Source organism: Nonomuraea sp. PA05 (genome assembly GCF_008086045.1).
Lineage (GTDB): Bacteria > Actinomycetota > Actinomycetes > Streptosporangiales > Streptosporangiaceae > Nonomuraea > Nonomuraea monospora.
Genome location: NZ_VSEY01000016.1, coordinates 101,019 through 123,361, shown reverse-complemented (window position 1 = coordinate 123,361; position 22,343 = coordinate 101,019). Strand labels below are relative to the sequence as shown.

21 protein-coding genes and 1 pseudogene are annotated in these 22,343 nt (G+C 72.2%); 11 read left to right on the top strand and 11 right to left on the bottom strand.

Annotated features, from left to right (window positions below):
- The first annotated feature begins 59 nt into the window (after positions 1-59).
- Entirely contained in the window at positions 60-293 is a 234-nt protein-coding gene (locus tag FXF51_RS25230) for a DUF4287 domain-containing protein (RefSeq protein ID WP_148437132.1), read from the top strand.
- Between the two features lie 53 nt (positions 294-346).
- Entirely contained in the window at positions 347-754 is a 408-nt protein-coding gene (locus tag FXF51_RS25225) for a PPOX class F420-dependent oxidoreductase (protein WP_148437131.1), read from the top strand.
- Between the two features lie 53 nt (positions 755-807).
- Here the strand turns inward: FXF51_RS25225 and FXF51_RS25220 are convergent, their stop codons facing one another.
- The 3 genes from FXF51_RS25220 to FXF51_RS25210 all read right to left on the bottom strand — a co-directional run bounded on the left by FXF51_RS25220 (position 808) and on the right by FXF51_RS25210 (position 4,759).
- The gene (locus FXF51_RS25220; protein WP_148437130.1) at positions 808-2,025 is read right to left on the bottom strand and encodes an acetyl-CoA C-acetyltransferase; all 1,218 of its coding nucleotides are present in this window, start codon (positions 2,023-2,025) and stop codon (positions 808-810) included.
- 331 nt (positions 2,026-2,356) lie between these two features.
- Positions 2,357-3,700 (bottom strand): PQQ-binding-like beta-propeller repeat protein, encoded by a 1,344-nt coding sequence (locus FXF51_RS25215; protein ID WP_148437129.1) that lies wholly within the window; start codon positions 3,698-3,700, stop codon positions 2,357-2,359.
- A gap of 75 nt (positions 3,701-3,775) precedes the next feature.
- On the bottom strand, positions 3,776-4,759 hold the full coding sequence (locus tag FXF51_RS25210) for an SGNH/GDSL hydrolase family protein (RefSeq protein WP_262379821.1): 984 nt from the start codon (positions 4,757-4,759) through the stop codon (positions 3,776-3,778).
- Positions 4,760-4,887: 128 nt separating this feature from the next.
- Between FXF51_RS25210 and FXF51_RS25205 the strand changes: the two genes are divergently transcribed.
- Positions 4,888-6,258: a cystathionine beta-synthase gene (locus FXF51_RS25205; protein WP_148437128.1), complete on the top strand. Its 1,371-nt coding sequence runs from the start codon at positions 4,888-4,890 to the stop codon at positions 6,256-6,258.
- On the opposite strand, the gene FXF51_RS25200 is transcribed toward FXF51_RS25205, so the two are convergent.
- Complete coding sequence (locus FXF51_RS25200; protein ID WP_148437127.1) at positions 6,255-7,112, bottom strand: NAD(P)-dependent oxidoreductase; 858 nt, start codon at positions 7,110-7,112, stop codon at positions 6,255-6,257. The genes FXF51_RS25205 and FXF51_RS25200 overlap by 4 nt on opposite strands.
- Positions 7,113-7,175: 63 nt before the next feature.
- Here FXF51_RS25200 and FXF51_RS25195 point away from each other — a divergent pair, with 63 nt between their 5' ends.
- On the top strand, positions 7,176-10,565 hold the full coding sequence (locus FXF51_RS25195; protein WP_316247638.1) for a BTAD domain-containing putative transcriptional regulator: 3,390 nt from the start codon (positions 7,176-7,178) through the stop codon (positions 10,563-10,565).
- Here the strand turns inward: FXF51_RS25195 and FXF51_RS63800 are convergent.
- Positions 10,488-11,189, bottom strand: a pseudogene (locus FXF51_RS63800) (sensor histidine kinase); the annotation flags it as partial. The gene FXF51_RS25195 and the pseudogene FXF51_RS63800 overlap by 78 nt on opposite strands.
- A gap of 511 nt (positions 11,190-11,700) precedes the next feature.
- On the opposite strand from FXF51_RS63800, the gene FXF51_RS25185 reads away from it, so the two are divergent.
- Both FXF51_RS25185 and FXF51_RS25180 read left to right on the top strand, forming a co-directional pair.
- The gene (locus FXF51_RS25185) at positions 11,701-11,895 is read left to right on the top strand and encodes a hypothetical protein (protein WP_148437125.1); all 195 of its coding nucleotides are present in this window, start codon (positions 11,701-11,703) and stop codon (positions 11,893-11,895) included.
- Between the two features lie 139 nt (positions 11,896-12,034).
- The gene (locus tag FXF51_RS25180) at positions 12,035-13,174 is read left to right on the top strand and encodes a cystathionine gamma-synthase (RefSeq protein ID WP_148437124.1); all 1,140 of its coding nucleotides are present in this window, start codon (positions 12,035-12,037) and stop codon (positions 13,172-13,174) included.
- 3 nt (positions 13,175-13,177) lie between these two features.
- Here FXF51_RS25180 and FXF51_RS25175 read toward each other — a convergent pair whose 3' ends face one another.
- Positions 13,178-13,609 (bottom strand): hypothetical protein, encoded by a 432-nt coding sequence (locus FXF51_RS25175; RefSeq protein WP_148437123.1) that lies wholly within the window; start codon positions 13,607-13,609, stop codon positions 13,178-13,180.
- 10 nt (positions 13,610-13,619) lie between these two features.
- On the bottom strand, positions 13,620-13,745 hold the full coding sequence (locus FXF51_RS62755) for a hypothetical protein (protein ID WP_262379820.1): 126 nt from the start codon (positions 13,743-13,745) through the stop codon (positions 13,620-13,622).
- Between the two features lie 139 nt (positions 13,746-13,884).
- On the opposite strand from FXF51_RS62755, the gene FXF51_RS25170 reads away from it, so the two are divergent.
- Positions 13,885-14,298 (top strand): DUF6292 family protein, encoded by a 414-nt coding sequence (locus FXF51_RS25170; RefSeq protein ID WP_262379819.1) that lies wholly within the window; start codon positions 13,885-13,887, stop codon positions 14,296-14,298.
- Here the strand turns inward: FXF51_RS25170 and FXF51_RS25165 are convergent.
- Entirely contained in the window at positions 14,283-15,659 is a 1,377-nt protein-coding gene (locus FXF51_RS25165; RefSeq protein ID WP_148437121.1) for an aspartate aminotransferase family protein, read from the bottom strand. The two genes, FXF51_RS25170 and FXF51_RS25165, sit on opposite strands and share 16 nt — an antisense overlap.
- A 257-nt stretch (positions 15,660-15,916) precedes the next feature.
- Here FXF51_RS25165 and FXF51_RS25160 point away from each other — a divergent pair, with 257 nt between their 5' ends.
- Genes FXF51_RS25160 through FXF51_RS25145 form a run of 4 tightly spaced genes read left to right on the top strand, consistent with a single transcriptional unit; the run spans position 15,917 to position 19,501 of the window.
- Positions 15,917-16,747 carry a helix-turn-helix transcriptional regulator gene (locus FXF51_RS25160; protein ID WP_316247637.1) on the top strand — a complete coding sequence of 277 codons (831 nt, stop codon included), beginning with the start codon at positions 15,917-15,919 and terminating at the stop codon, positions 16,745-16,747.
- 44 nt (positions 16,748-16,791) lie between these two features.
- Positions 16,792-17,748: a zinc-binding alcohol dehydrogenase family protein gene (locus tag FXF51_RS25155; protein WP_187414555.1), complete on the top strand. Its 957-nt coding sequence runs from the start codon at positions 16,792-16,794 to the stop codon at positions 17,746-17,748.
- Between the two features lie 33 nt (positions 17,749-17,781).
- Positions 17,782-18,585: an alpha/beta fold hydrolase gene (locus FXF51_RS25150; protein WP_262379818.1), complete on the top strand. Its 804-nt coding sequence runs from the start codon at positions 17,782-17,784 to the stop codon at positions 18,583-18,585.
- A gap of 49 nt (positions 18,586-18,634) precedes the next feature.
- On the top strand, positions 18,635-19,501 hold the full coding sequence (locus FXF51_RS25145; RefSeq protein ID WP_148437118.1) for a MerR family transcriptional regulator: 867 nt from the start codon (positions 18,635-18,637) through the stop codon (positions 19,499-19,501).
- Here the strand turns inward: FXF51_RS25145 and FXF51_RS25140 are convergent.
- The 3 genes from FXF51_RS25140 to FXF51_RS25130 form a co-directional block, all read right to left on the bottom strand.
- Positions 19,434-19,817 (bottom strand): nuclear transport factor 2 family protein, encoded by a 384-nt coding sequence (locus FXF51_RS25140; RefSeq protein ID WP_187414554.1) that lies wholly within the window; start codon positions 19,815-19,817, stop codon positions 19,434-19,436. The two genes, FXF51_RS25145 and FXF51_RS25140, sit on opposite strands and share 68 nt — an antisense overlap.
- Before the next feature lie 10 nt (positions 19,818-19,827).
- Positions 19,828-20,301, bottom strand: coding sequence for a GNAT family N-acetyltransferase (locus tag FXF51_RS25135; protein WP_148437116.1), 474 nt, complete (start codon positions 20,299-20,301; stop codon positions 19,828-19,830).
- Positions 20,302-20,362: 61 nt separating this feature from the next.
- Positions 20,363-22,321: a vWA domain-containing protein gene (locus FXF51_RS25130; protein WP_148437115.1), complete on the bottom strand. Its 1,959-nt coding sequence runs from the start codon at positions 22,319-22,321 to the stop codon at positions 20,363-20,365.
- Positions 22,322-22,343 lie beyond the last annotated feature (22 nt).

Here is a 22,343-nt window from a genome sequence, read left to right as displayed (position 1 = left end):
GCCATTCGCGTGTCCGTGTTGCAGTGTCGAGCAAAGGACCTTAATCCGCGGAGGTGCCCATGTCCTTGAACCACTCACCGGAGACGCAGACGAAGCTCATCGCAAGGGTCCCGACGATCACGGGACGCGAACTCCCCGAGTGGTTCCAAGCCATCGACAACGGCCCGGCTTTCCTACGGTGCGACGAGCGGGCCAACTGGCTCGCCGACGAGCACGGGCTGACCCACGGCTACGCCGCCGCCATCGTCCACGAGCACGAGCGGCACCGCCGTAACCGCATGGGCTACATCTAAGCCCAACCGTCCCCGCGCCCGTGCCCCAAGCGCGGGCGCGTCATCATGGGGGCATGGATCTCGAAACGGCACTCGGCTTTCTTCGTGACAATCACCGCGCGGTCCTGCTGACCAGGCATCGCGACGGGCGTCCGCAGATGTCCCCGATCACGGTGGGGGTGCAGGACGGTCGCGTGGTCATCAGCAGCAGGGAGACGGCGGCCAAGGTCCGCAACGCGCTGCGCGACCCCCACGTGTCGCTGTGCGCGTTCACGGACGGGTTCTTCGGGCAGTGGATCCAGGTCGACGGCACGGCGGAGATCGTCCACCTGCCCGAGGCGATGGACCTGCTCGTGGCCTACTACCGCGACATCTCGGGCGAGCACCCCGACTGGGACGAATACCGCGACGCCATGGTCAGTGATCGTCGCGTCATCATGCGCATCACGCCGACCCGTGTGGGGCCGACCCGGCACGGGTAGCGGGGTTCGGTGAGCCGCGGCGCGGACCCCGGCCGCGGCTCACCGGCACGTGATCAGCTCAGCCGCTCGACGACCATCGCCATGCCCTGGCCGCCGCCCACGCACATCGTCTCCAGGCCGATGCTCTTGTCGTGGTGCTGCAGGCTGTTGATCAGCGTCGAGGTGATCCTGGCGCCGGTCATGCCGAACGGGTGCCCGACCGCGATGGCGCCGCCGTTGACGTTCAGCCGGTCGAGGTCGATGCCCAACTCCTTGTAGGAGGGGATCACCTGGGCGGCGAACGCCTCGTTGATCTCCACCAGGTCGATGTCGTCGATCGCCATCCCGGCCCTGGCCAGCGCCATCTTCGACGCCTCCACGGGGCCGAGCCCCATGATCTCGGGCGACAGGCCGGAGACGCCGGTGGAGACGATCCTGGCCAGCGGCGTGATGCCCAGCTCCGCGGCCTTGACGTCGCTCATCACCACGACCGCGGCCGCCCCGTCGTTCAGCGGGCAGCAGTTGCCCGCCGTGACGGTGCCGTCCGGGCGGAAGACCGGCTGCAGGGTGGAGACCTTCTCGTACGTGGTGCCCGCCCGCGGCCCGTCGTCCTTGCCGGCCACGCTGCCGTCGGGCAGCGTCACCGGCGTGATGTCCTTCTGCCAGAAGCCGTCGGCCAGCGCCTTCTCCGCCAGGTTCTGCGAGCGCACGCCGAACTCGTCCTGTTCCTGGCGCGAGACGCCCTTGATCTGGGCCAGGTTCTCGGCGGTCTGGCCCATCGCGATGTAGACGTCGGGGACGGCGTCGTCGTCGCGCGGGTCGTGCCAGGTCCTGCCGCCCTCGGCGTAGGCCTTGGTGCGGTCCCTGGCCTCGAGGAAGAGCGGGTTGTGGGTCTCGGGCAGCGAGTCGGAGTTGCCCTTGGCGAAGCGCGAGACGGTCTCGACGCCCGCCGAGATGAAGACGTCGCCCTCGCCGGCCTTGATGGCGTGGAAGGCCATCCTCGTGGTCTGCAGCGAGGAGGAGCAGTAGCGGGTCACGGTGGTGCCGGGGACGTTGTCGAGCCCGAGCATCACCGCCACCACCCTGGCCATGTTGAAGCCCTGCTCGCCGCCGGGCAGGCCGCAGCCCAGCATGATGTCCTCGATCGAGGCGGGGTCTAGCTGGGGCACCTTGGCCAGCGCCGCCTTGATCATCTGGACGGTCAGGTCGTCGGGGCGGATGTCCTTGAGCGAGCCCTTGAAGGCTCGCCCGATGGGGGAACGCGCGGTTGCGACGATGACTGCCTCGGGCATGGCCCCTCCTTTGTCGGCGCTAATAGTAGAACTATATTCCAGTTCTTTGCGCAAGGCCCGCCGCCCCGGGGGTTGGGGGCGCCGCTCACCCGCCGTACTCCGGCGGGGTCTTCTGCGGGGTGCCATGCTGGAGCGCTGGCTGCGGCGGCGGCCCGAGCCTTGGACGTGCGTGCGGCGGCCTCGGGCGCAGCGTCCGCGCGAGGCGGTGGCGGGGTGAGGGCGCGGGGCCGTCAGGCGGCGTGGGCGCGGGGCAGGCGGTGTGTGTGCGGGTCGTCAGGGGTATGCGTCCGGCGCGGTCACAGGCGTGCGTGCCGGACGTGACGCGACCGTCTTACCCGTACATTCCCGGCGCCGTGGCCGTGTGGTCGTTGATGGCGTGCAGGCCGCCCTTGTCGTCCCGCCACAGCCGCCACCCGTCCTGGCTGCCGGTGAACCACGGCGGCGGCACCGACACGGGCGAGACCCGCTTGCCGGTGCCCAGCTCGTACTCGCACAGGGCGGCCGTCGAGTAGAAGCCGGGCGGCTGCCCGCGCAGCGGCAGCGGCTTGGGGTCGGTGACGCAGAAGGACCAGCCGCGCTCCTCCTCCACCGGCACCGACCGGCCCGAGGGGACGTCGAAGGCCGTGCCCTTGGCGTTGTGCTTGAGGAAGCCGAGCTTGTCCATGCGGTCGGGGAAGGCCAGCCACCAGCCGGAGCCCGGCACGTCGGCGGAGCTGATCTGGCCGACCACGCGCCCGGTGGCCGGGTCGAGCCGGGCGAACCCGCCGTAGACGCCCTGCTGGTCGACCGGCCGGACGACGGGGGCGAAGCCGGGGTTGCCGCTCGGGTAGACGCGTACGACGGAGGGCCGCATCCAGTTGATCGTCCCGTCGGCGACCCCCACGGAGAACAGCCCGAAGGTGGAGACCTTCTTGCTCCGCGGGTTCGTGTACGGCGCGACGTACCCGACCAGGTCATCGCCCGAGGCGCCGAACGCCCACCCGCCCGACAGGTCGATGCCGGGCCCGAGTGCCTGCTCGATGGGCTGCTGCCACTGCAGCTTGCCGGTCCTGACCTCGTATGACTCGATCATGGGGTTGGCGGCCATCCTGAGCAGCACGACCCGGCTCTGATCCGACCACTCAACCTCGGAGATGCCGGGCAGCTGCCACAACTGCTTGCCGGTCATGGGGTCGAGCACCACCATGCGGGCCTTGGCCAGGGCGGTGTGCTCGGACAGGCAGACGTACGGCCCGCAGCGCTGGGGCCCGAACGTGGAGTGGATCGGCCGCGCCCACTTCTGCGCCCCCGAGCGGGCGTCGCGGGCGATGAGCGTGGCGTTCCAGCGGCCCTTCTTACCCGGGTCGAGCGCGACGACCACGCTCTGCTTGGCGGGGGTCTCCACGATCGCGGGGGCGGAGACGCCCATGCCGGGCAGGCGGCCGGCCATGGCGGCGGGGTGGGCCCAGAGCCGCTTGCCGTCGCGCAGGCTGACGGCGACGGTCTCCAGGGCGCCGTCGGGCTTCATGGAGGTGACGGCGACGACCCCGCCGGCTACCGCCGTCCGGCTGACGGCGTTGACCTGGGCGTTGTGCCAGGTCGGGAACTTCGAGGTGGCCGCGTCGCTGCCGGAGCAGGCGGTGGCGGCGAGGGTTCCGGCGAGAGCGATGGACGTTTTCCAGAGGGGCCGGAGCACGGGCAATTCACTCCAAAGAGGATGGGGGAGTGACGGTTCCGGCGCGGAGAGTGACCGGCTTGAGGCGTGCGGCCGTCAGGTGTCGTTGACTGCCTCGCCGAGTCGGCGGCGGAACAACGTCGCCCACTTCCCGTGCAGGCCCGTCGCCCGCCCGTCGACCCGGGTCGCGGTGACCTCGGTGCCGGGCTCCTCCGCGGCCGTAGCCGCCGCGAGGTAGATCGGTTGCAGAGCTTCGTCGCGTGCGGGCCGCGGCTCAGGCCACAGCCCCAACGCAGCGCACACCGACGGTAGCACCGCGTAAGCAGCCTGCGCGTAACCTCGGTCAGATGGATGGAAACGATCGGGTCCGAACATTTCTGTCGGATTTGTGTCGAACTCCGGGCCCAGGACGTCGGCGAACGCCACCGTACGGCCGCCCGCGTCCACCACCGCCACCGTCTGCGCCGCCGCGAGCTGCCGGCTCCATCGCCGCGTCACCCAGCGCAGCGGCTGCGCGATGGGCCGCACCGTGCCGAGGTCGGGGCAGGTGCCCACGATCACCTCCACGCCGGCGTCCCGCAGCCGCCGCACGGCCTTGGTCAGATGCCGTACGGCGATCGCGGGCGGCGTCTGCGTGATGATGTCGTTGGCCCCCACGAAGATCACCACGACGTCGGGCTCCATGGCGAGTGCCACATCCACCTGCTCGCCCAGCTCCGCCGATGGAGCGCCGGACTTGCCCGCCACCACCAGGCGCACCGGCCGCTCGGCGACGGCGGCCAGGCCGTTGGCCAGCAGCACGGCGGGGGTCTTGGCGGGGTCGGTGACACCCAGTCCCACGGAGGTGGAGTCGCCGAGCATGGCCATCTTGATCGGCTCTGCGGGGAACTCGCCGTACACGCCGTCGGAGGGCGGCCCGTCCAGGCCGTGTGGCTGGCCGATCGCCTTGCGGGCGAGCAGTCCCTCCGCGATCAGCAGGCCGTAGGCCGTGGCTCCCAGAGCCGTCAGCCCGCCGCCTCCGAGCGCCGCCGCTGTCGCGATCCTCCGCGCCGCGCGCGCCATACCAGCTGCCCAGACCACGTACGTGCCTCCTCGGTCCAACTCGGCGGTAGCGTTTCTCCTAGTAACTAGCCGAGGGCCTGCCACCCCCACTGGATCTCGGCCGTTGGCAAGCTGACCAAGCTTCGGTGAAGAAGGTGAAAACCTCGGTGCGCGTTTACGATTCCCTCGTCGACCTCATGGGGAACACTCCGCTCGTCCGGCTGCACAAAGTCAACGCGGGAGTGTCGGGCCAGCTGCTGGCCAAGGTCGAGTACTTCAACCCGGGCGGATCGGTCAAAGACCGCATCGCGGTTCGCATGATCGAGGCCGCGGAGAAGTCCGGCGAGCTGCGTCCCGGTGGCGTGATCGTGGAGCCGACCTCCGGCAACACCGGGGTGGGGCTGGCCATCGTGGCCCAGCGGAAGGGCTACCGGTGCCTGTTCGTGGTGCCCGACAAGGTGGCCCAGGACAAGATCGCGGTGCTGCGGGCGTACGGCGCCGAGGTCGTGGTCTGCCCGACGGCCGTCTCGCCCGACCACCCCGACTCCTACTACTCGGTCTCCGACCGCCTGGCCCGCGAGGTGCCCGGCGCCTGGAAGCCCGACCAGTACTCCAACGTCAACAACCCCGACTCGCACTACCACTCCACCGGCCCCGAGCTGTGGGAGCAGACCGACGGCAGGATCACGCACTTCGTGGCGGGCATCGGCACCGGCGGCACGATCAGCGGCACCGGGCGCTACCTCAAGGAGGTCTCCGGCGGGCGCGTGAAGATCATCGGAGCCGACCCCGAGGGCTCGGTCTACTCCGGCGGGTCCGGCCGCCCGTACCTCGTGGAGGGCGTCGGCGAGGACATCTGGCCGGCCACGTACGACACCGAGATCTGCGACGAGATCATCGCGGTGTCCGACAAGGACTCCTTCAACATGACGCGCCGCCTGGCGCGCGAGGAGGGGCTGCTGGTCGGCGGCTCGTGCGGGATGGCGGTCGTGGCGGCGCTGCAGGTCGCGGCCAAGGCGGCGCCCGACGACCTGGTGGTCGTGCTGCTGCCCGACGGCGGCCGCGGCTACCTGTCGAAGATCTTCAACGACGACTGGATGGCCGACTACGGGTTCCTGACCACCGGTTCCGACGAGGGGCTGGTCGGCGACGTGCTGGCGCGCAAGGGGCCTGGGCTGCCGGAGTTCGTGCACGTGCACCCGCACGAGTCGGTCGGCACCGCCATCGCGATCATGCGCGAGTACTCGGTGTCCCAGCTTCCGGTCATGAAGGAGGAGCCGCCCGTCATGGCGGCGGAGGTGATCGGCTCCATCGTCGAGCGCGACCTCCTCGAAGCCCTCTACCACGGCAGGCTCTCCTCCGACGATCCGATCTCCGATCACATGTCCGCGCCGCTACCCACGATCGGCAATGGTGAACCTGTGGCGCGTGCGGTGGAAGCGCTGGAGAAGGCGGATGCGGCGGTTGTGCTGGAAGACGGCAAGCCCGCCGGGCTGATCACCCGGCAGGACCTGCTCGCCTTCCTGGCCAATCATTAGGGCTTCTTGATGCTCTCGATCACGGTGCCGAGGCCCTCGCCGCCCCGGCCCTCGGCGTCCGCGCGCTCGAACAGCCGCAGCAGCGCCTCCGGCACCGTGGTCTCCACCCCCGCCGCCGCCAGCGCCTCCACCGCGTGGCCGAGGCCGACGGCCTGCATGTGCAGGGAGTTCTCCCCGCCCGGGTGGGCGCCCGCCGCCGTCTCCTCCGCCAGGATCTTGGCGTAGCCCATCGGCCCGTCACCGCCGAGCTGGCTGAACGTCTCCCGCGCGAACGGCAGGAACTCCATCGGCGACACCCCGGCCGTGCCCATCAGGGCCATGGCGTGCATGTGGCTGGTCAGGCTGGACCAGAAGATCAGCAGCAGGGACTGGTAGTACATCATCGCCAGCCCGGCGTCCGTCCCCACGTAGGTGACGCCGCCGAGGGCCTCCAGCGTCGCCCTGTGCCGGTCCAGCACGTCCTCGGGGCCGCTGTAGAAGCTGTACGCGCCCGGCTGCCCGATCCCGGGCGGCGGCACCATGATGCCCGCCGTGATCAGCGTGCCGCCGCGCTCCGCCACCCACCGCGCCGCCTCGCGCAGCTCGTCGGGCGCGCCCGAGCTGAGGTTGACCACCACCTTCCCGTCCAGCCCGGCGTCGCCGAGGCTGTCGTACATGGCCTGGTAGCTGATCTGGCTGACCACCAGGAGATCGCCGTCCGCGGCCGACGCCGCCCGCCCCGCGCCCTGGGCGACCAAGGGGTCTGCCTTGCTCGCCGTACGGTTCCACACCTTGACCTGATGCCCTGCGGCCAGGAACGTCTCGGCCATCTTCGCGCCCATCGGGCCGAGCCCCACAACTGTCACTTCGCTCATGTGCTCCAGCCTCGGGCGGGGCGCTTCGGAAATCCTTCGGGTCCGCTGCGGGTTGCTCCTGGTGTGGTGCTTATCGGGGTGCTCGGGCCGCTGGAGGTCCGTACGGACGACGGCTCGCCCGTACGGGTGGCCGAGGCCAAGGTGCGGGGGCTGCTGGCCGCGCTGCTCGCGTACGGCGGCGGGCCCGTCTCCGCCGACCGGCTGATCGAGGACCTGTGGGGGCGGCCGACCCCGCTCGGCACCCTCCAGGCCCGCGTCTCCCAGCTCCGCCGCGCGCTCGGCGGGCCCGGCACGATCCTGCTCGAACCGGCCGGATACCGGCTGGCGGGCTTCGACTGCGACGCCGAGCGGTTCCGCGCGCTCGTCGCCCGGCGGTCTCCCGACCCCGTCGTGCGGGCGGCCGAACTGGAGGAGGCGCTCGGGCTGTGGCGCGGAGCCGCCTACGCCGACTTCACCGGCTTCGGCTTCGCCCGCGCCGAGGCCGACCGGCTCTCCGACCTGCGGCTTTCTGCGCTGGAGGAGCAGGCCGAGGTGCGGCTCGCGCTGGGCGAGCCCGTGGAGCTGGGCGACCTGGTGGCCCGGCACCCGCTGCGCGAGCGGCTCGTGGCCGCGCACATGACGGCGCTGTACCGGGGCGGGCGGCAGGGGGAGGCGCTGGCGGCTTACCAGGGCTTGCGGGAGCGGCTGGCCGAGGAGCTGGGGGTGGATCCCGCGCCGGAGACGGCGGCGCTGTACGAGGCGCTGCTGCGGCAGGAGCCTGGGCTCGGACCGCCCGCCGCGCCGCCCACCAACCTGCCCGCGCCTGTGACCTCGTTGATCGGGCGGGAGGTCGAGCTGGCCGGGGTGCGCGCGGAACTGGGCGGCTCACGGCTGGTGACGCTCACGGGGCCGGGTGGCGTGGGCAAGACGCGGCTCGCGCTGGCGGCAGCCGCCGAGGTGGCGCGCGGCTCCGGGAGTGGTGGGGCGGGTGATGGGGTGTGGCTGGTCGAGCTGGCCGGGGCGGTGGATCCGGCGGAGGCGGTGGCGGCCGTGCTCGGGGTGCGCGACGACGCGACCGTCCCGCTGCCCGACCGGCTGGCCGGGGTGGTGGCGGGCAAGCGCGTGCTGCTCGTGCTGGACAACTGCGAGCACGTGGTCGGCGCGGTGGCCGCGCTGGTGCCGGGCCTGCTGCGGGCCGCTCCAGGGCTGCGTGTGCTGGCCACCAGCCAGGAGCCGCTCGGGGTGACGGGCGAGCGCGTACGGGTGGTGCCGCCGCTGCCCGAGCCCGACGCCGTCCGGCTGTTCACGGCCCGCGCGAACGTCGAGCCCAGCGAGACGGTGGCCACCATCTGCCGGCGGCTCGACGGCATCCCCCTGGCGCTGGAGCTGGCCGCCACCCGGGTGCGGGCGCTCGGCGTGGAGGAGCTGGCCGACCGGCTCGACGATCGTTTCCGGCTGCTCAGCGCAGGGATGCGGGACGCCCCCGCACGGCAGCGCACGCTCCGGGCGATGATCGACTGGAGCTGGGAGTTGCTGCCCGACGAGGAGCGGGTGGTGCTGCGGCGGCTGGCCGTGCACGCCGGCGGCTGCACGCTGGAGGCGGCGGAGGAGATCTGCGCCGAGCCTGGACTGGACGTGCTCGACCTGCTGGCCCGGCTGGTGGACCGGTCGCTGGTGGTACGGGTGCCGTCGGGGGACGGCTCGCAGCGGTACCGGCTGCTGGAGTCGGTGGCCGCGTACTGTCAGGAGCGGCTGGCCGAGGCGGGGGAGCGGGGGCTGGCCGAGGAGCGGCACGCGCGGTACTACACGGCGCTGGCCGAGCGTGCCGAGGTGAAGGGGCCCCGGCAGCGGGAGTGGCTGGCCCGGCTCGACGCGGAGAGCGGCAACCTGCGGCTCGCGCTGACGGGGCCGGAGCCGTTGCGGCTGGTCAACGCGTTGAGCTGGTACTGGATCCTGCGGGGGCGGCTGCGGGAGGCCAGGCGCGCCCTGCGCGGTGCTCTCGGTGTGCAGACGGGAGGCGAGGCTGTCGGGGCGTCGGCCGTGGGCGGTGAGGCGGCCCGGGCGGCGGGCATGGGAGGCGAGGCCGCCAGGGCGTCCGTCTGGCTGGCGGCCGTCGAGTTGCTGATCGGCGGGCCCGGCACGCCGGTGCGCAGGGACGAGCTCGACCCCGCGGGGGCGGCGCTGGCCGACTGGCTGCTGAGCCACGTGCGCTGGGCGTACGGCGACCGGCGGGCGCACGAGGCGGCCGCGGACCGGGCGCTGGCGGCGTTCGAGGCGCTGGGCGACCGGTGGGGTGTCGCGGCGGCCCTGTGCCTGCGGGCCAAGCTCGCCGTCGGACGCGGCGACCTGACGGCGATGGAACGCGACGGGGAGCGGGGGCTGGCGCTGTTCAGGGAGCTGGGCGACGGGTGGGGGCAGATCGAGGCCATGGACGTGCTGGACCGGGTGGCCGAGGTGCGCGGCGACTACGCGAGGTGCGCGCGGCTGCGGGAGGAGGGGCTGCGGCTGGCCGAGGAGCTGGGGTTCGAGGTGTCGTTCAAGCTGGCGGCCCTGGGCCGGATCGCGCTGCTCGGCGGGGACTACGAGCTGGCCGACGACTACCACGAGCGGGCCAGGGCGCTGGCGGTCGAGCAGTCGTCCATGCCCGCCGAGGAGAACGCGCTGCTCGGCCTGGCCATGAGCGCCCGGCGGCGGGGACGCTACGAGGAGGCGGAGTCGTACCTGCTGCCCGTGCTGGACTGGCTGCGGCAGGTGCGGGGGACGCCCGGGATCGCGTTCATCATGGCGGAGCTCGGCTTCGCCGCCGAGCAGCGCGGCGACGTGGAGACGGCGCTGGCCCGGCACCGGGAGGGGTACGCCGCCGCGCGGGCCAGCGGCGACCCCCGGGCAGTGGCGCTGGCGCTGGAAGGGCTGGCCGGGGCCCTGTCGCTGTGCGGCGGGGAGTGGCCGGTCGAGGCGGGGCGGCTGCTGGGGGCGGCGACGGCGCTGCGGCGGTCGGTGGGGGCGCCGCTGCCGCCGGGTGAGCGGCTGGACGTGGAACGGGCCTCGGCGCGACTGCGGGCGGCGCTCGGGGAGGAGCGCTTCGAGCGGGCGCTGACCTCGGGAGACGACGCCCTTGGACGGGCGCTGGCCTCGGGCGAGGATGCCCTTGGACGGGCGCTGGCCTCGGGCGAGGATGCCCTTGGACGGGCCCTCTCGTCGGGGGAGGACGCGCTCGGGCGGGCGTTGGCGGCGGGGCACGAGGGCTTGGGCGGGGCGTTGGCGGCGGGGCACGAGGGCTTGGGCGGGGCGTCGGCGGCGGGGCAAGGGGTTCTGGGGTGGGCGCCGGTGTCAGGGAAGCGGGAACTCGGCGATCACCTCCCAGGCGCCCTGATCGGACGGTCCCGCGTAGAGCCGGCCGCCCAGCGCCTCCACCCGCTCGGCCATCCCGACCAGCCCGAACCCGCCGCCGAGCCGCGACACCCGCGGATCTGACCCCGACCCGTAGTTACGCACCCGAAGCACCGCCACCCGCTCGTGACGCCGCAGATCGGCCTCCACCCAGGCCGTGCGGGCGGCGTGCTTGCGGATGTTCGTCAGCGCCTCCTGCAGCACCCGGTGCAGGGTGGTCATGACCTCGGGCGGCAGCGTGCGGTCGTCGAGCCCGGCCCCGATCTCGAACGCCACCTTGGGCCCGTCCGCCGAGAACCGGTCGGCCAGCATCCGCAGGTCGGCGAGCGCGGTGCCCGGCCTGCGGTCGGCGTCGTCCTCGGTGCGCAGCACGGCGACCATGCGCCGCATCGAGGTCAGCGCCTCGGACCCGGCCGTCGCGATCGCGTCCAGCGCGGGGGCCACCGCGTCCGGCCTGGTCTCGGCGACCGTGCGGGCGGCCTGAGCCTGCACGACGATGCCGGTGATGTGGTGGGCGACCAGGTCGTGCAGCTCCCTGGCCAGTTCCAGGCGTTCCGCCCGCCGTACCGAGTGCACGGCCTCCGTACGGCGCTCCTGCTGGAAGCGCAGGTAGCCGCCGACGCCGGCCGCCGTGGACCAGCTCGCGAACAGCAGGAACGCGAACGCCAGCCCCGAGCTCTGGTAGTCGCGCCCGCTGGCCTCGGCCATCAGCACGACCAGCGCCACGCACGCCAGCACGGCCGCCCGGCGTACCGGCTCGACGTGCCGCAGCACCCCGATGGTCAGGATGAGCAGCGAGCCCGTCTCCGCCATGCCGGGCACGCCGTTGAAGCCGCTGCTGCCGATCAGCAGGGAGGTGCCGAGCGACAGGGCCAGCATGATGCTGAACCCCTCCACCCGGTACCTGCGCCGCAGCGCGACGGCCGCGATGCCGCACGCGCTGCACAGCAGCACGAGCCACTGGAAGCCCGAGACGGTGATGGCGAGCGCGAGGTCGAGCAGCAGGAGCATGGCGAGCCAGCCGTACATCGCGATCTCGCTCAGCCGGCGTAGCCAGTACAGGATGCGCTTCGAGTCCCCCACGGCGTCGAGCCTAAGCCGCAAGTCGGACATGTCGTATCAACCGTTCGGCCGAGCGGGCCCGGCGGAGACCAGCCCTTCAGCGGAGGCGGCGGGCGGGGGGTGTCACCGATGCTGGATGTGTCGGAAGGGGAGAGACATGGTTGCCATAGGGTTCGCGCTGCTGGGGGTCGGGCTGGTCGTGGGGGTGCTGCTCGCGCTCGCCGACCCGGTGCTGCTCTCCCGGATCAACGGGGAGCGGGCCGAGGGCGGCAGCGGCCGGTTCGTCAAGGCGGACGTGGTACGGCTCCCGCCCCGGTCAGGCGGGGACCGTCAGGAGCCCAGGGCGGCCTGATCGACCCGGCTCGCGCGGGCATGGTGCGCGAGCTGAGCACGGGGGTCTCGTGGGGACGGGTTCCCGTGCGCGGCCCGCGATCCGGTGGGGACCGGATCGCGGGCCGTCCGTGCGAATACGGGCCTGTAACGTGGCCTGTATGAGCAACGGTTTTGAGACGCTGGCCATCCACGCAGGTCAGGAGCCTGACCCTCTGACAGGCGCGGTCGTGCCCCCGATCTACGCCACGTCCACCTACAAGCAGGACGGCGTGGGCGGCCTGCGTTCCGGATATGAGTACAGCCGCTCGGCGAACCCCACCAGGACCGCGCTCGAGTCCGCGCTGGCCGCCGTGGAGGGCGGGGCGCGGGGGCTGGCGTTCGCGTCGGGGCTGGCCGCCGAGGACACGCTGCTGCGTACGGTGTGCAAGCCGCAGGACCACGTGATCATCCCGAACGACGCGTACGGCGGCACCTACCGGCTGTTCGCCAAGGTGCACGAGCGCTGGGGCCTGCACTACGACCCCGTCCCGCTGCACGACCTCGACGCCGTGGCCGCCGCCATGACGCAGAAGACCAAGGTCGTCTGGGTCGAGACGCCCACCAACCCGCTGCTCGGCATCGCCGACATCGCCGCGCTGGCGCAGCTCGCCCACGACAACGGTTCGCTGCTGGTCGTGGACAACACGTTCGCCTCGCCGTACTTGCAACAGCCGCTCGCCCTGGGCGCCGACGTGGTCGTGCACTCCACCACCAAGTACGTCGGCGGGCACTCCGACGTGGTGGGCGGCGCGCTGGTGGCCGCCGGCGCCGGGCTAGGCGAGGAGCTGACCTACCACCAGAACGCGATGGGCGCGGTGGCCGGGCCGTTCGACGCGTGGCTGACGCTGCGGGGGCTCAAGACGCTCGGCGTACGCATGGACCGGCACTGCGACAACGCCGAGCGCGTCGTCGACTTGCTGCTCGCCCACCCGCGCGTGACCGAGGTGCTCTACCCGGGCCTGCCCGAGCACGCCGGCCACGAGGTGGCGGCCAAGCAGATGCGCAGGTTCGGCGGCATGGTGTCGTTCCGCGTGGCCGGGGGCGAGGCGGAGGCCGTCGCGGTGTGCGACAGGGCCGAGCTGTTCACACTGGGCGAGTCGCTCGGCGGGGTCGAGTCGCTGATCGAGCACCCGGGCAGGATGACGCACGCCTCGGCGGCGGGATCACCCCTGGAGGTGCCCGCCGACCTGGTGCGGCTCTCGGTCGGCATCGAGACCGTCGACGACCTGCTGGCCGACCTCACCCAGGCACTGGGCTGATCGTCACTCCGGAACGACCATCAGGAACAGGATCACCAGCCAGATCACGGACAGCAGCCCGCTGATCGCGGCGATCCGTCCGTTCTGCACCTTGGCGTCGTCGTCGGCGCTCTCGCTGGAGAGCGCCTGGACGGCGGTGCGCAGATCACGGTCGATGATCACGAGCAGAACGGCGGCCACGATGAACAGCGTCATCGACGCCGTCATGTACCACCGCCCGAGCAGCCCGTCACCGAGCACGATGCCGAGCACCAGCCCGAACACGAACACGCCCAGGCTCCCGAGGCTGTAGATCCTCGTGATGCGCTGGATGAACTGCAGCGCGGGCACGTTCTTGGCGCGGATGGCGCGCGGCGCGGACATCGTCGCGGCCGTCACCGGACCGATCGTGAAGATCGCGAACCCGATGTGCAGCCAGAGAAGCAGGGACGGCATGGCAGAGAGACTAGTCCCCGACGATCTCGGTAGGGGACTCGACACTCTCTTTGCCGTCCGCAGAACAGCGCATGCAAAGCTCCGTGGTCGCCACCGCGACGACCATCAGCACGATGAGGAGAACCGCGGCAATCATGGTCACCCCTCCTTCCCCGTGTCGGACGTAAATATCGTCCGTAATGACTAGACGGACGTGCAACGGAATAAGTTCGTCGCGGGTATCGTTTCTTGTCGCCGTTTTTTCCTTACCGTCTGGGCACAAGGGGGTGCCGTCCGTGGCCATCCGGCACGTCGAGCCGTACACCGACGAGTGGCTGCAGCAGCCGATCAGCTACGTCCAGCAGGTCGTCGGCCTGCTCGGGGCTGAGGTCGCGGATTGGTGGGAAGGCCCGTGCGATCCCAGGGACGCCACGCTGCGGCTCACCGACGAGACCGCGCTGGTGTGGGACGAGGAGAGCGGCTGGCGGCTGGGCACCTTCGTCTCCGGCGACCGCGGCCGGCACACGGAGCTGACCGGCGTCCGCTACCTGGGGCACGGCCTGCTTCCCCGGCCGGAACGCGTTCCGGCGGCCCTGCGCGACGCCCAGGCCGGGGTGGGGGCCAGCTCGGCGTGGCGGCCCTGCTACCGGTCGCACCGCAACTGCCGTGACGGGTTCGACGTGGCTCTGGACTTCTACGCCCTCGCCTGAGCGGCATGGCCCGACCCCCGGCTCTCCGGGACCCGGCCGGGTTCCGCACGGTTCGGTCTCGCGGCGGCGTCGAGGACGGCCTTGAGTGAGGCTTCCAGGATGTCCAGGCCGGTGTGCAGTTCGTCCTCGCTGATCGTGAGCGGCGGGGCGATGCGGAAGATGCCGCCCATCCCGGCTAGCTGAACGATGTTCATGTGCAGGCCCCGTTCGAGGCAGGCCGCGGTGACCGCCTGGCCCAGCGCGTCCGCCGGGGCCTTGGTGTGCTTGTCCCGCACCAGTTCGAGCCCCTGCAGCAGGCCACGGCCGCGGACGTCGCCGACGGCCTCGTAACCGTCGCGCAGGGCCAGGAGGCGGGTGGTGAGCTGGTCGCCGAGGAGGGCGGCGCGTTCGACGAGGCGGTCGCGTTCGATGACGTCGAGGACGGTCAGGCCGACGGCGGCGGCGAGCGGGTCGGAGACGTGGGTGGTGTAGAAGAGGAAGCCGCGCTCGTGGCAGGTCTGCTCGATGGTGGCGGTGGTGACGACGGCGGCGACGGGGAGGCCCGCGCCGAGGGTCTTCGAGAGGGTGAGGACGTCGGGGGTGACGCCGTCGCGTTCGAACGCGTACATGGTGCCGGTGCGGCCGAGGCCGGTCTGCGCCTCGTCCAGGATGAGCAGCATGCCGCGCTCGTCGCACAGCTCCTTGAGGCGGCGCAGGTAGCCGGGCGGCAGGTCGATGATGCCGCCCGACGACAGGATCGGCTCGATGAGGCAGGCGGCGAGGCTGCCGGACGACTGCTGGTCCACCAGGGCGAAGCCGTAGGTCAGCTCGCTCTCCCAGTCGTGCGAGCCGTCGGGGGAGCGGAACGGCGAGCGGTAGGCGTTCGGGGCGGGCAGCGCGAGGTTGCCGGGCGTCGGCGGGCCGTAGCCGCGCCGGCCGGCCGAGAACGTGGCCGAGGCCGCCCCCTGGGTCATGCCGTGCCAGGAACGGTCGAAGGAGACGATCTCGTAACGGCCGGTGGCGAGCTTGGCCATCTTGATCGCGGCCTCGTTCGCCTCGGCGCCCGTGGTGAGCAGCAGCATCTTGCTCAGCGAAGGGGGCAGGGAGGCGGTGAGCCTGTCGGCGAGCCGCAGGAGCGGGGTGCTGAGCATGCCGCTGTAGAGGTGGTCCAGCGACGCCACGGCGGACGAGACCGTGGCCACGATGTCCGGGTGGGCGTGGCCGAGGATGGCGCTCATCTGGCCGGAGGTGAAGTCGAGTATCGGGGTGCCGTCGCGGTCGTAGACGTACGCGCCGGAGGCACGTTCGATGAGACGCGGGGTGAAGCCGGTGCCGTAGCGGACCAGGAGCCGGTCCGCCTCGTCGAAGAACGTGCTGTCCATCGCGATCCTCCTCGTGCGGGTCAGGTCAGATCGGGCCAGGGGGCGGGCGGGGCCGAGGCGAAGAAGCGGAGCAGGCCCAGGAGCCGGCCGGCTGGAGGGGCGCTCCAGTGGCGTTCGCCGGGGCGGGGCACTGGGTCCGGCAGGCGTCCGAGCGCCCAGATGAGATGGAACCACAGGATGCTGCCGCGCGGGCCGCCCGCGACCGCTTGACGATCACCTGAAACGTCGAGGATTGCATGTCGCTTATGGTGTGTTTTGTGACTTCCAGTCAACGCCGCCGCGACCAGCTCAAGGAATTCCTGCGAGCCAAACGCGAAGCGCTCACCCCGGCCGACGTCGGCATGCCCGCCGCGGGCCGCCGGCGCACGCCCGGGCTGCGGCGGGAGGAGGTGGCCGTGCTCGCCGGGGTCGGGGTGTCCTGGTACACATGGCTGGAGCAGGGGCGCGACATCAAGGTCTCCGACGCCGTGCTCGACGCGGTCGCCCGCGCGCTGCTGCTCGGCGAGGCGGAGCGCACGCACCTGTACGTGCTCGCCGGGCTGAACCCGCCCGACCCCGCCGGGCAGCCGGGCACGCCGGTGAACGACCAGCTCCGGGCCGTGCTGGACGCGTGGATGCCCAACCCGGCGCACGTGCTCGACCGGCACTACAACCTGGTGGCCATGAACGACGCGTCCCGCTGGGTGTTCGGCTACGACGACGACGTGAGCAACTGCATGGTCGCGTTCTTCACCCATCCGATCTACCGGGGCCGGTTCACCTCGTGGCACGAGTTCGCGCCCGACATGGTGGCCGACTTCCGCGCCGGAGCGGCCAGGTACCCGGACGATCCGGTCTTCGGCCGGATCGTCGAGGAACTGCTCGCGACCAGCGCGGACTTCGCCGGGCTGTGGGCGCGGCCCGAGGTGCGCTCCCGCTCGCAGGGGATGAAGGAGATCACCCATCCCGAGGTGGGGGAGCTCGTCTTCGAGTACTCGCTGTTCCGGCTGCCGGACCGGGCGGACCTTAACGTGGTGCTGCACACGCCGCACCCCGACACCGGCACCAAGGAGAAGGTGGAGAGCCTGGTGGCCGTACACCCAGGATGAGCTGACACTGCCTGTCCTGGAGCCGTCCCAGCACGATGGACGGCATGAAGGCAATCACCATTCCCCGCTTCGGCGACGCGGACGTTCTCAGGCTCGACGAGGTCGAGGTGCCCGAGCCAGGGCCCGGGCAGGTCGCCATCGACGTGGCGTACGCGGGCGCCAACTTCGCCGAGATCCTCTACCGGCAGGGGCTCGCGGACGTGCCGCTGCCGTTCGTGCCCGGGATCGAGGTGTCCGGCCGCGTCCGGGCGCTCGGCCCAGGCGTGGAGGGGCTGCGGGTGGGGCAGCCGGTCGCCGCGCTGACGATCGTGGACAGCGGCGGGTACGCCGAGGTGGCGGTCACCTCCGCCGACCTGGTGGCCCCGCTGGACGGGTACGACCTGGAGCTGGGCCTGGCGGCGGCGCTGCCGTCCAACAGCACCACGGCGTTCCTGGTGCTCGACCGGGTGGCCCGCATCGAGCCGGGGGAGAGCGTGCTCGTGCACGCCGCCGCCGGAGGCCTGGGCAGCCAGCTCGGCCAGGCCGCCCGCCTGCTGGGCGCGGGCCGCGTGGCCGGCACCGTGGGCAGCGCCGCCAAGATCGGGACAGCTCTCGGGTACGGCTACGACGAGGTGGTGCTGCGCGAGCAGGCGGCCGGGGCCGGGCGGTTCGACGTGGTCGTGGACATGGTCGGCGGCGCGACCCGGCGCGGCAGCCTGGACCTGCTCGCGCCGATGGGCCGGATGGTGGTGCTGGGCAACGCCTCCGGCGCCGAGGACGTCGGCATCCCGGCCAACGAGCTGTGGCTGACCAACAAGACGGTGTCCGGGTTCAACCTGGCCGCGTTCTCCGCCGCCTTTCCCGAGGTCGCCGGGCAGGCGTTGCGCAGGGCGGTGGCCGGGGGCGCGAGCGGGGAGCTGCGGGTGGGGGTGGAGACGCTGCGGCTGGAGGAGGCCGCCGAGGCGCACCGCCGCATCGAGTCGGGGCGCACCACCGGCAAGCTGGTGCTCGAAGTCGGTTGACCCTGACCCGAGGTCAGGGCGCACGCTGAACAGGTGACCGCTTCCAACGCCACCTGGACCGGCATGGTGCCGGTCGACGACACCGCGCTGGCCGTGACCGACACCGGCGGCCCAGGCCCGTGCGTGCTCTACCTCAACGGCCAGTTCGCGAGCCGGCGGTACTGGCGACGCGTCATCGCCGAACTCGGCGGCGGCTACCGGCACATCACCTACGACATGCGGGCCCGCGGCCGGTCGAGGCGTTCGGCCGCGGCCGCCTCGTTCGAGACGCACGTCCACGACGTGGGGGTCGTCCTGGCGGCGAGGGACGTGGCGCGGCCGATCCTGGTGGGCTGGTCGTACGGCGCGCCGGTCGCGTTGCACTGGGCCTGCCGGAACCCGGACGGGGTCGCGGGGGTGGTGTCCGTGGACGGCGCCTACCCGTATGACTTCTCCTACGCGGAGGAGCGGATCCGGCGGCTGTGGCGGCGGTCGCGCTGGCTGCTGCCGTTGCTGTCCACGATGGGCATGGCCGGCAAGATGTCCGCCTCCGAGCATGCCGCGAGCAACATCGAGCTGATCGGGGTTTACGCCGCGCTCGACCCCGTTCTCGACAGTGTGAGGTGCCCGGTCCGGTACGTGGTCGCCACGGGCGCGAACCTCGGGGGCGGGCGGGCCGAGATGGAGGACATGCGGGCCAGCCTCGGGCCGGTGCTGGCCCGCAACCCGAACGTGCGAGTCAGCGCGAAGGTCGCCGCCAACCACGGCAACCTGCTGCGCAAGGACTTCCGCGCGGTCGCCGACGCGGTCCGCGAGCTGGCGGGAACCACGCGATCTTCAGGCCGGTGGTGCTCGTGATGACCCGCGCCAACATCGGGCCGGTGAGGCACCTGATGATCCGGCGATCATGACGGTCGGCGTCACCATCGGCCAGGCGGCGGCGTTCGCCGGCGTCACGGTGAAGGCCGTGCGGCACTACCACAAGCACGGCCTCATCGACGAGCCCCGCCGCGACACCTCCGGCTACCGCCGCTACGGCCCGGCGGACCTGCTGCGGCTGGTCCAGATCAGGACGCTGGCCGCCGCAGGCGTCCCGCTGGCCGAGATCGGGACGATGCTCGACGCCGCCCCCGACCGGTTCGCCGCCGCGCTCACCGACGCGGAACGACGCCTCGACGACCGCATCGACGAGCTGATCGCCCGCCGCGACACCCTGCGCAGGCTCGCCACCGGCGACCGCGCCCTGCTGCCCGCCCGCGTGGTCGAGGCGCTGGACGAGGTGGCCGCCGAGTTCGGCTTCACCGAGGCCGACGTGACCATGGCCAGGGAGGGCCTGGTGCTGGTCAGGGCCCTGGTGCCGGAGGGCTTCGACGACTACGTCGGCAAGGTCGGGCGCGCCCTGCGGGACCCCGCGTACGTCCGCCTGGTCAAGCTCCTGTGGCAGGCCGCCGAGTGGAAGCCGGACGACCCCCGGGTGGATGAGCTGGCCACCGCCATGGCCGACTACTTCGTCGCCCACCCCGACCTGCTGCCGGTTCCGGCCGGGCTGCGGTCCCGCGCCGACGCCGCCGTCCGGTACGACCTGCTCAGCCACCACGGCGAGGAGGAGCGACCGGCCTGGGCCCGGCTGAGGGTGCTGTTCGAGGAGCGGCTGCGCTCGGTCGCGGGCATCGATCTGGCCTCCCGGGCGGAGGCTGAGCCCCCGCCTACCAGCGCTCCACGAGGTGCTCGCGACCGGCCGGCGGTTCGTACGGCTCGGGCCAGAAATCGGTGACCCGGCTGATCAGCCCCTCCCCGGAGAACTCGAACCACACACAGGCGTCCTGGCGCTCGTCGCCGACGCGGGTGTCGAGCCAGGCCGCGGCGTGCCGGCCGTCCGCGACGATCCGCCGGACCGCCAGATGCCAGTCGCCGGGATAGTCCATGTTGAACCGGAGGAAGGCGGACCTGCCGCTGATGCGCTCCCGGGTCTGTGGCATCTCGTACACGACGTCCTCGGCGAGCAGGGCGGCGAAGGCCTCCCAGTCGCGCCGCTCGGCGCTCTCGACGTAGGCGTGCGCGCTCTGCCGGGTTCTGGAGGTCTCGTCCATGCCGCGGACCTTACAGACGGGCACCGACAGCCTGGCGCAGCACCAGCAGGATGTGCTCGTCCTCGCCGTGTGTCACCGTGCCCGACCGCTCGAACCCGTGCTTCTCCAGCAGCCGCACCGACGCCAGGTTGCCGTGGAAGGGATCGGCGTACAGCGGCCTGTTCCGCTCCTGACCGAGGAAGAGCCCCAGGGCCCGGGTGCCGATCCCGCGGCCCCAGAACGCCCTGCCGAACCAGTAGCCGATGAAGCGACGGTCGCCCTCCCACCAGGCCACCACGTTGCCCGCCAGCTCGTCTTCCACCATGACGGCCTGCACGAACACGGTCGGGTCGCCGAGGACGCGGGTCTTCCAGTGGTGCATGAACGCCTCCCGCTCGCGCGGGCGGAACCGGGAGCGCCGCGCGGCCTCCTGATCCTGCTCGTGCTCCAGGAGCACCTCCAGGTCGGCCTCCGTCACGTCTCTGAGCAGCACGTTGTCGTCCATGAGGGGCGAGTCTGCCAGCCGGCACCGACAAGTTGGGCGGGCGAGGCGGAGGAGTCCCGGCTCAGCGGGCTCGGCGCAGCCGCAGGAAGTCGCTGACCACGTACTCGCCGAGCCGATCCGCGCTCGGCGAGAAGACCCGGCCGCCGTTCCTGCGGGCCACCTCGTCCACGAACTCCTTGAGCCGGTCGTCCGCCGCCAGCATGAAGACGTTGATCGTCGCGCGCCGCCGGGTCATCTTGTCCACCTCGGCCAGCGTCAGCTCCAGCGTCTCGTGCGACGGCGGCCACTCGAACGCCGACCGGCCGTTGCGCATGAGGTGAGCTGTGGGCTCGCCGTCGGTGACCACCAGCACCACCGGCTCGAAGTCGGGGTGGCGGTCGAGGTGGCGGCCGGCGATGAGCAGGGCGTGGTGCAGGTTCGTGCCCTGGACCATGTCCCAGTCGAGGCCCGCCAGCTCGTCGGGCTGCAACACCCTGGCGTAGTTGGAGAAGCCGATGATCTGCACGGCGTCCTGCGGGAACTTGGAGGCCACCAGGGCTTGCAGGGCCAGCGCCGTCTGCTTGGCGGCGGCCCAGGTGCCGCGCAGCGCCATCGAGTACGACAGGTCCACCAGCAGGCAGACGGCCGCGGCGCTGCGCCGCTCCGTCTCGGCCACCTCGAAGTCGTCGACCGACAGCCGCACCCCGACGCGGTCGCCCAGCATGATGCCGCCGCTGCGGACGCCGTTCACCAGCGTGCGCACCACGTCGATCGGCTGCTCGTCGCCGAAGCGCCACGGCCGCGACGAGCCGGTCAGCTCGCCCGCCGAGCCCGCGTCGTGCTGGTCGTGGTCGCCGCGCCGGCCCGCGTCCAGCGAGGAGAACACCCTGCGCAGCGCGGTCTCGCCCAGGCGGCGCACGGCCTTCGGGGTGAGCTCCAGCTTGCCGCGGCGGCGCAGCAGGTAGCCCTGCTCCTCCAGCTCGCGCTCGATGCGCTTGAGCGCCTCCAGGTCGTCCACCGCGGAGCGGCCGAGCGCACGCCGTACGGCGGCCTCGTCGATGTCGTCGAGCCGCGCGCCCGGGTAGTCCTGGCGCAGGGCGGTCTCCAGCTGGGTGAGGTCGGCCAGCTCCTCCAGCGCCGTCACGGCGTCGCCCATGCCCAGCGGCTCTTCGCCGGTGAGCCGTTCCGGGGCATTCCAGGCCAGGTCGGGGCGGCGGGAGTAGAGGGCCTCGCCGAGCCGGCGCATCTGGTCGGACAGGCCCGCCTGGTCGAGGGTCTGGTTGATGAGGTTGCTCAGCTCCTCGCGCTGGCGCGGCGTCATCGAGGCCAGCATGCGCTGCGTGGCGGCGGCGCGGCGGGCCAGGATGTCGACGAGCTCCTCCAGGTTGCGCGGCTTCTCGGGGAACAGGTCGCCGTGCTTGTCCATGAAGGCGTCGAAGTCGGCCTGGGTGTGCTCGCCCCTGGCGTCCTTGTCGAGCATGTCGTTCAAATCCGACATCATCTGCCGGATGCGTTCCATCGCCTGCGGGTCGGGGTTGGCCAGCGCGTCGCGCAGGCCCTTGAACTGGCTGTCCAGGACCTCCCTGCGCAGCAGGTCCCGCAGCTCCTCGAAGGTCTGGCGGGCTGCGGCCGAGCGCCAGTCGTACGTGCTCAGCTCCTGGATCGCGCTGGCCGTGTCCTCCGGCAGCGCGTCGAGCCCCGCCTCCCGCAGCCGCGCGTCGTCCGACGGGTCGGGGAACAGCTCGGCCCGCTCCTGCCCGATCGCCTTGTCCAGCAGGGCCCTGGCGCGCTCCAGCGTGCCGTCGAGCCGCCCGCGCTCGCGCAGGTCGCGACGGCGCTTGCGGACCTCCCTGAGCATGTCGTCGAGCCCGCGCCGCTCTTGCGTGCCGGGCAGGCCGCGCTTGAGCAGGTCGCGCAGGGCGTGGACCGGCGTCGAGCCCGACAGGATGGCGTCGCCCATCTCGTCGAGCGCCGCCCTGACGTCGTACGGAGGAGCCAGGGGGTCGGGGCCGTCGTGGTACTCGCCATAGCGAAAGGCCATCACAAACCCACGCTAACCCGAG

Bases quoted from the DNA above. Each gene is read 5' to 3' on its own strand.
- FXF51_RS25230 (WP_148437132.1), top strand. From the start codon at position 60: ATGTCCTTGAACCACTCACCGGAGACGCAGACGAAGCTCATCGCAAGG.
- FXF51_RS25225 (WP_148437131.1), top strand. From the start codon at position 347: ATGGATCTCGAAACGGCACTCGGCTTTCTTCGTGACAATCACCGCGCG.
- FXF51_RS25220 (WP_148437130.1), bottom strand. From the start codon at position 2,025: ATGCCCGAGGCAGTCATCGTCGCAACCGCGCGTTCCCCCATCGGGCGA.
- FXF51_RS25200 (WP_148437127.1), bottom strand. From the start codon at position 7,112: ATGAGCGAAGTGACAGTTGTGGGGCTCGGCCCGATGGGCGCGAAGATG.
- FXF51_RS25185 (WP_148437125.1), top strand. From the start codon at position 11,701: ATGGTTGCCATAGGGTTCGCGCTGCTGGGGGTCGGGCTGGTCGTGGGG.
- FXF51_RS25180 (WP_148437124.1), top strand. From the start codon at position 12,035: ATGAGCAACGGTTTTGAGACGCTGGCCATCCACGCAGGTCAGGAGCCT.
- FXF51_RS25175 (WP_148437123.1), bottom strand. From the start codon at position 13,609: ATGCCGTCCCTGCTTCTCTGGCTGCACATCGGGTTCGCGATCTTCACG.
- FXF51_RS62755 (WP_262379820.1), bottom strand. From the start codon at position 13,745: ATGATTGCCGCGGTTCTCCTCATCGTGCTGATGGTCGTCGCGGTGGCG.
- FXF51_RS25165 (WP_148437121.1), bottom strand. From the start codon at position 15,659: ATGGACAGCACGTTCTTCGACGAGGCGGACCGGCTCCTGGTCCGCTAC.
- FXF51_RS25155 (WP_187414555.1), top strand. From the start codon at position 16,792: ATGAAGGCAATCACCATTCCCCGCTTCGGCGACGCGGACGTTCTCAGG.
- FXF51_RS25145 (WP_148437118.1), top strand. From the start codon at position 18,635: ATGACGGTCGGCGTCACCATCGGCCAGGCGGCGGCGTTCGCCGGCGTC.
- FXF51_RS25140 (WP_187414554.1), bottom strand. From the start codon at position 19,817: ATGGACGAGACCTCCAGAACCCGGCAGAGCGCGCACGCCTACGTCGAG.
- FXF51_RS25135 (WP_148437116.1), bottom strand. From the start codon at position 20,301: ATGGACGACAACGTGCTGCTCAGAGACGTGACGGAGGCCGACCTGGAG.
- FXF51_RS25130 (WP_148437115.1), bottom strand. From the start codon at position 22,321: ATGGCCTTTCGCTATGGCGAGTACCACGACGGCCCCGACCCCCTGGCT.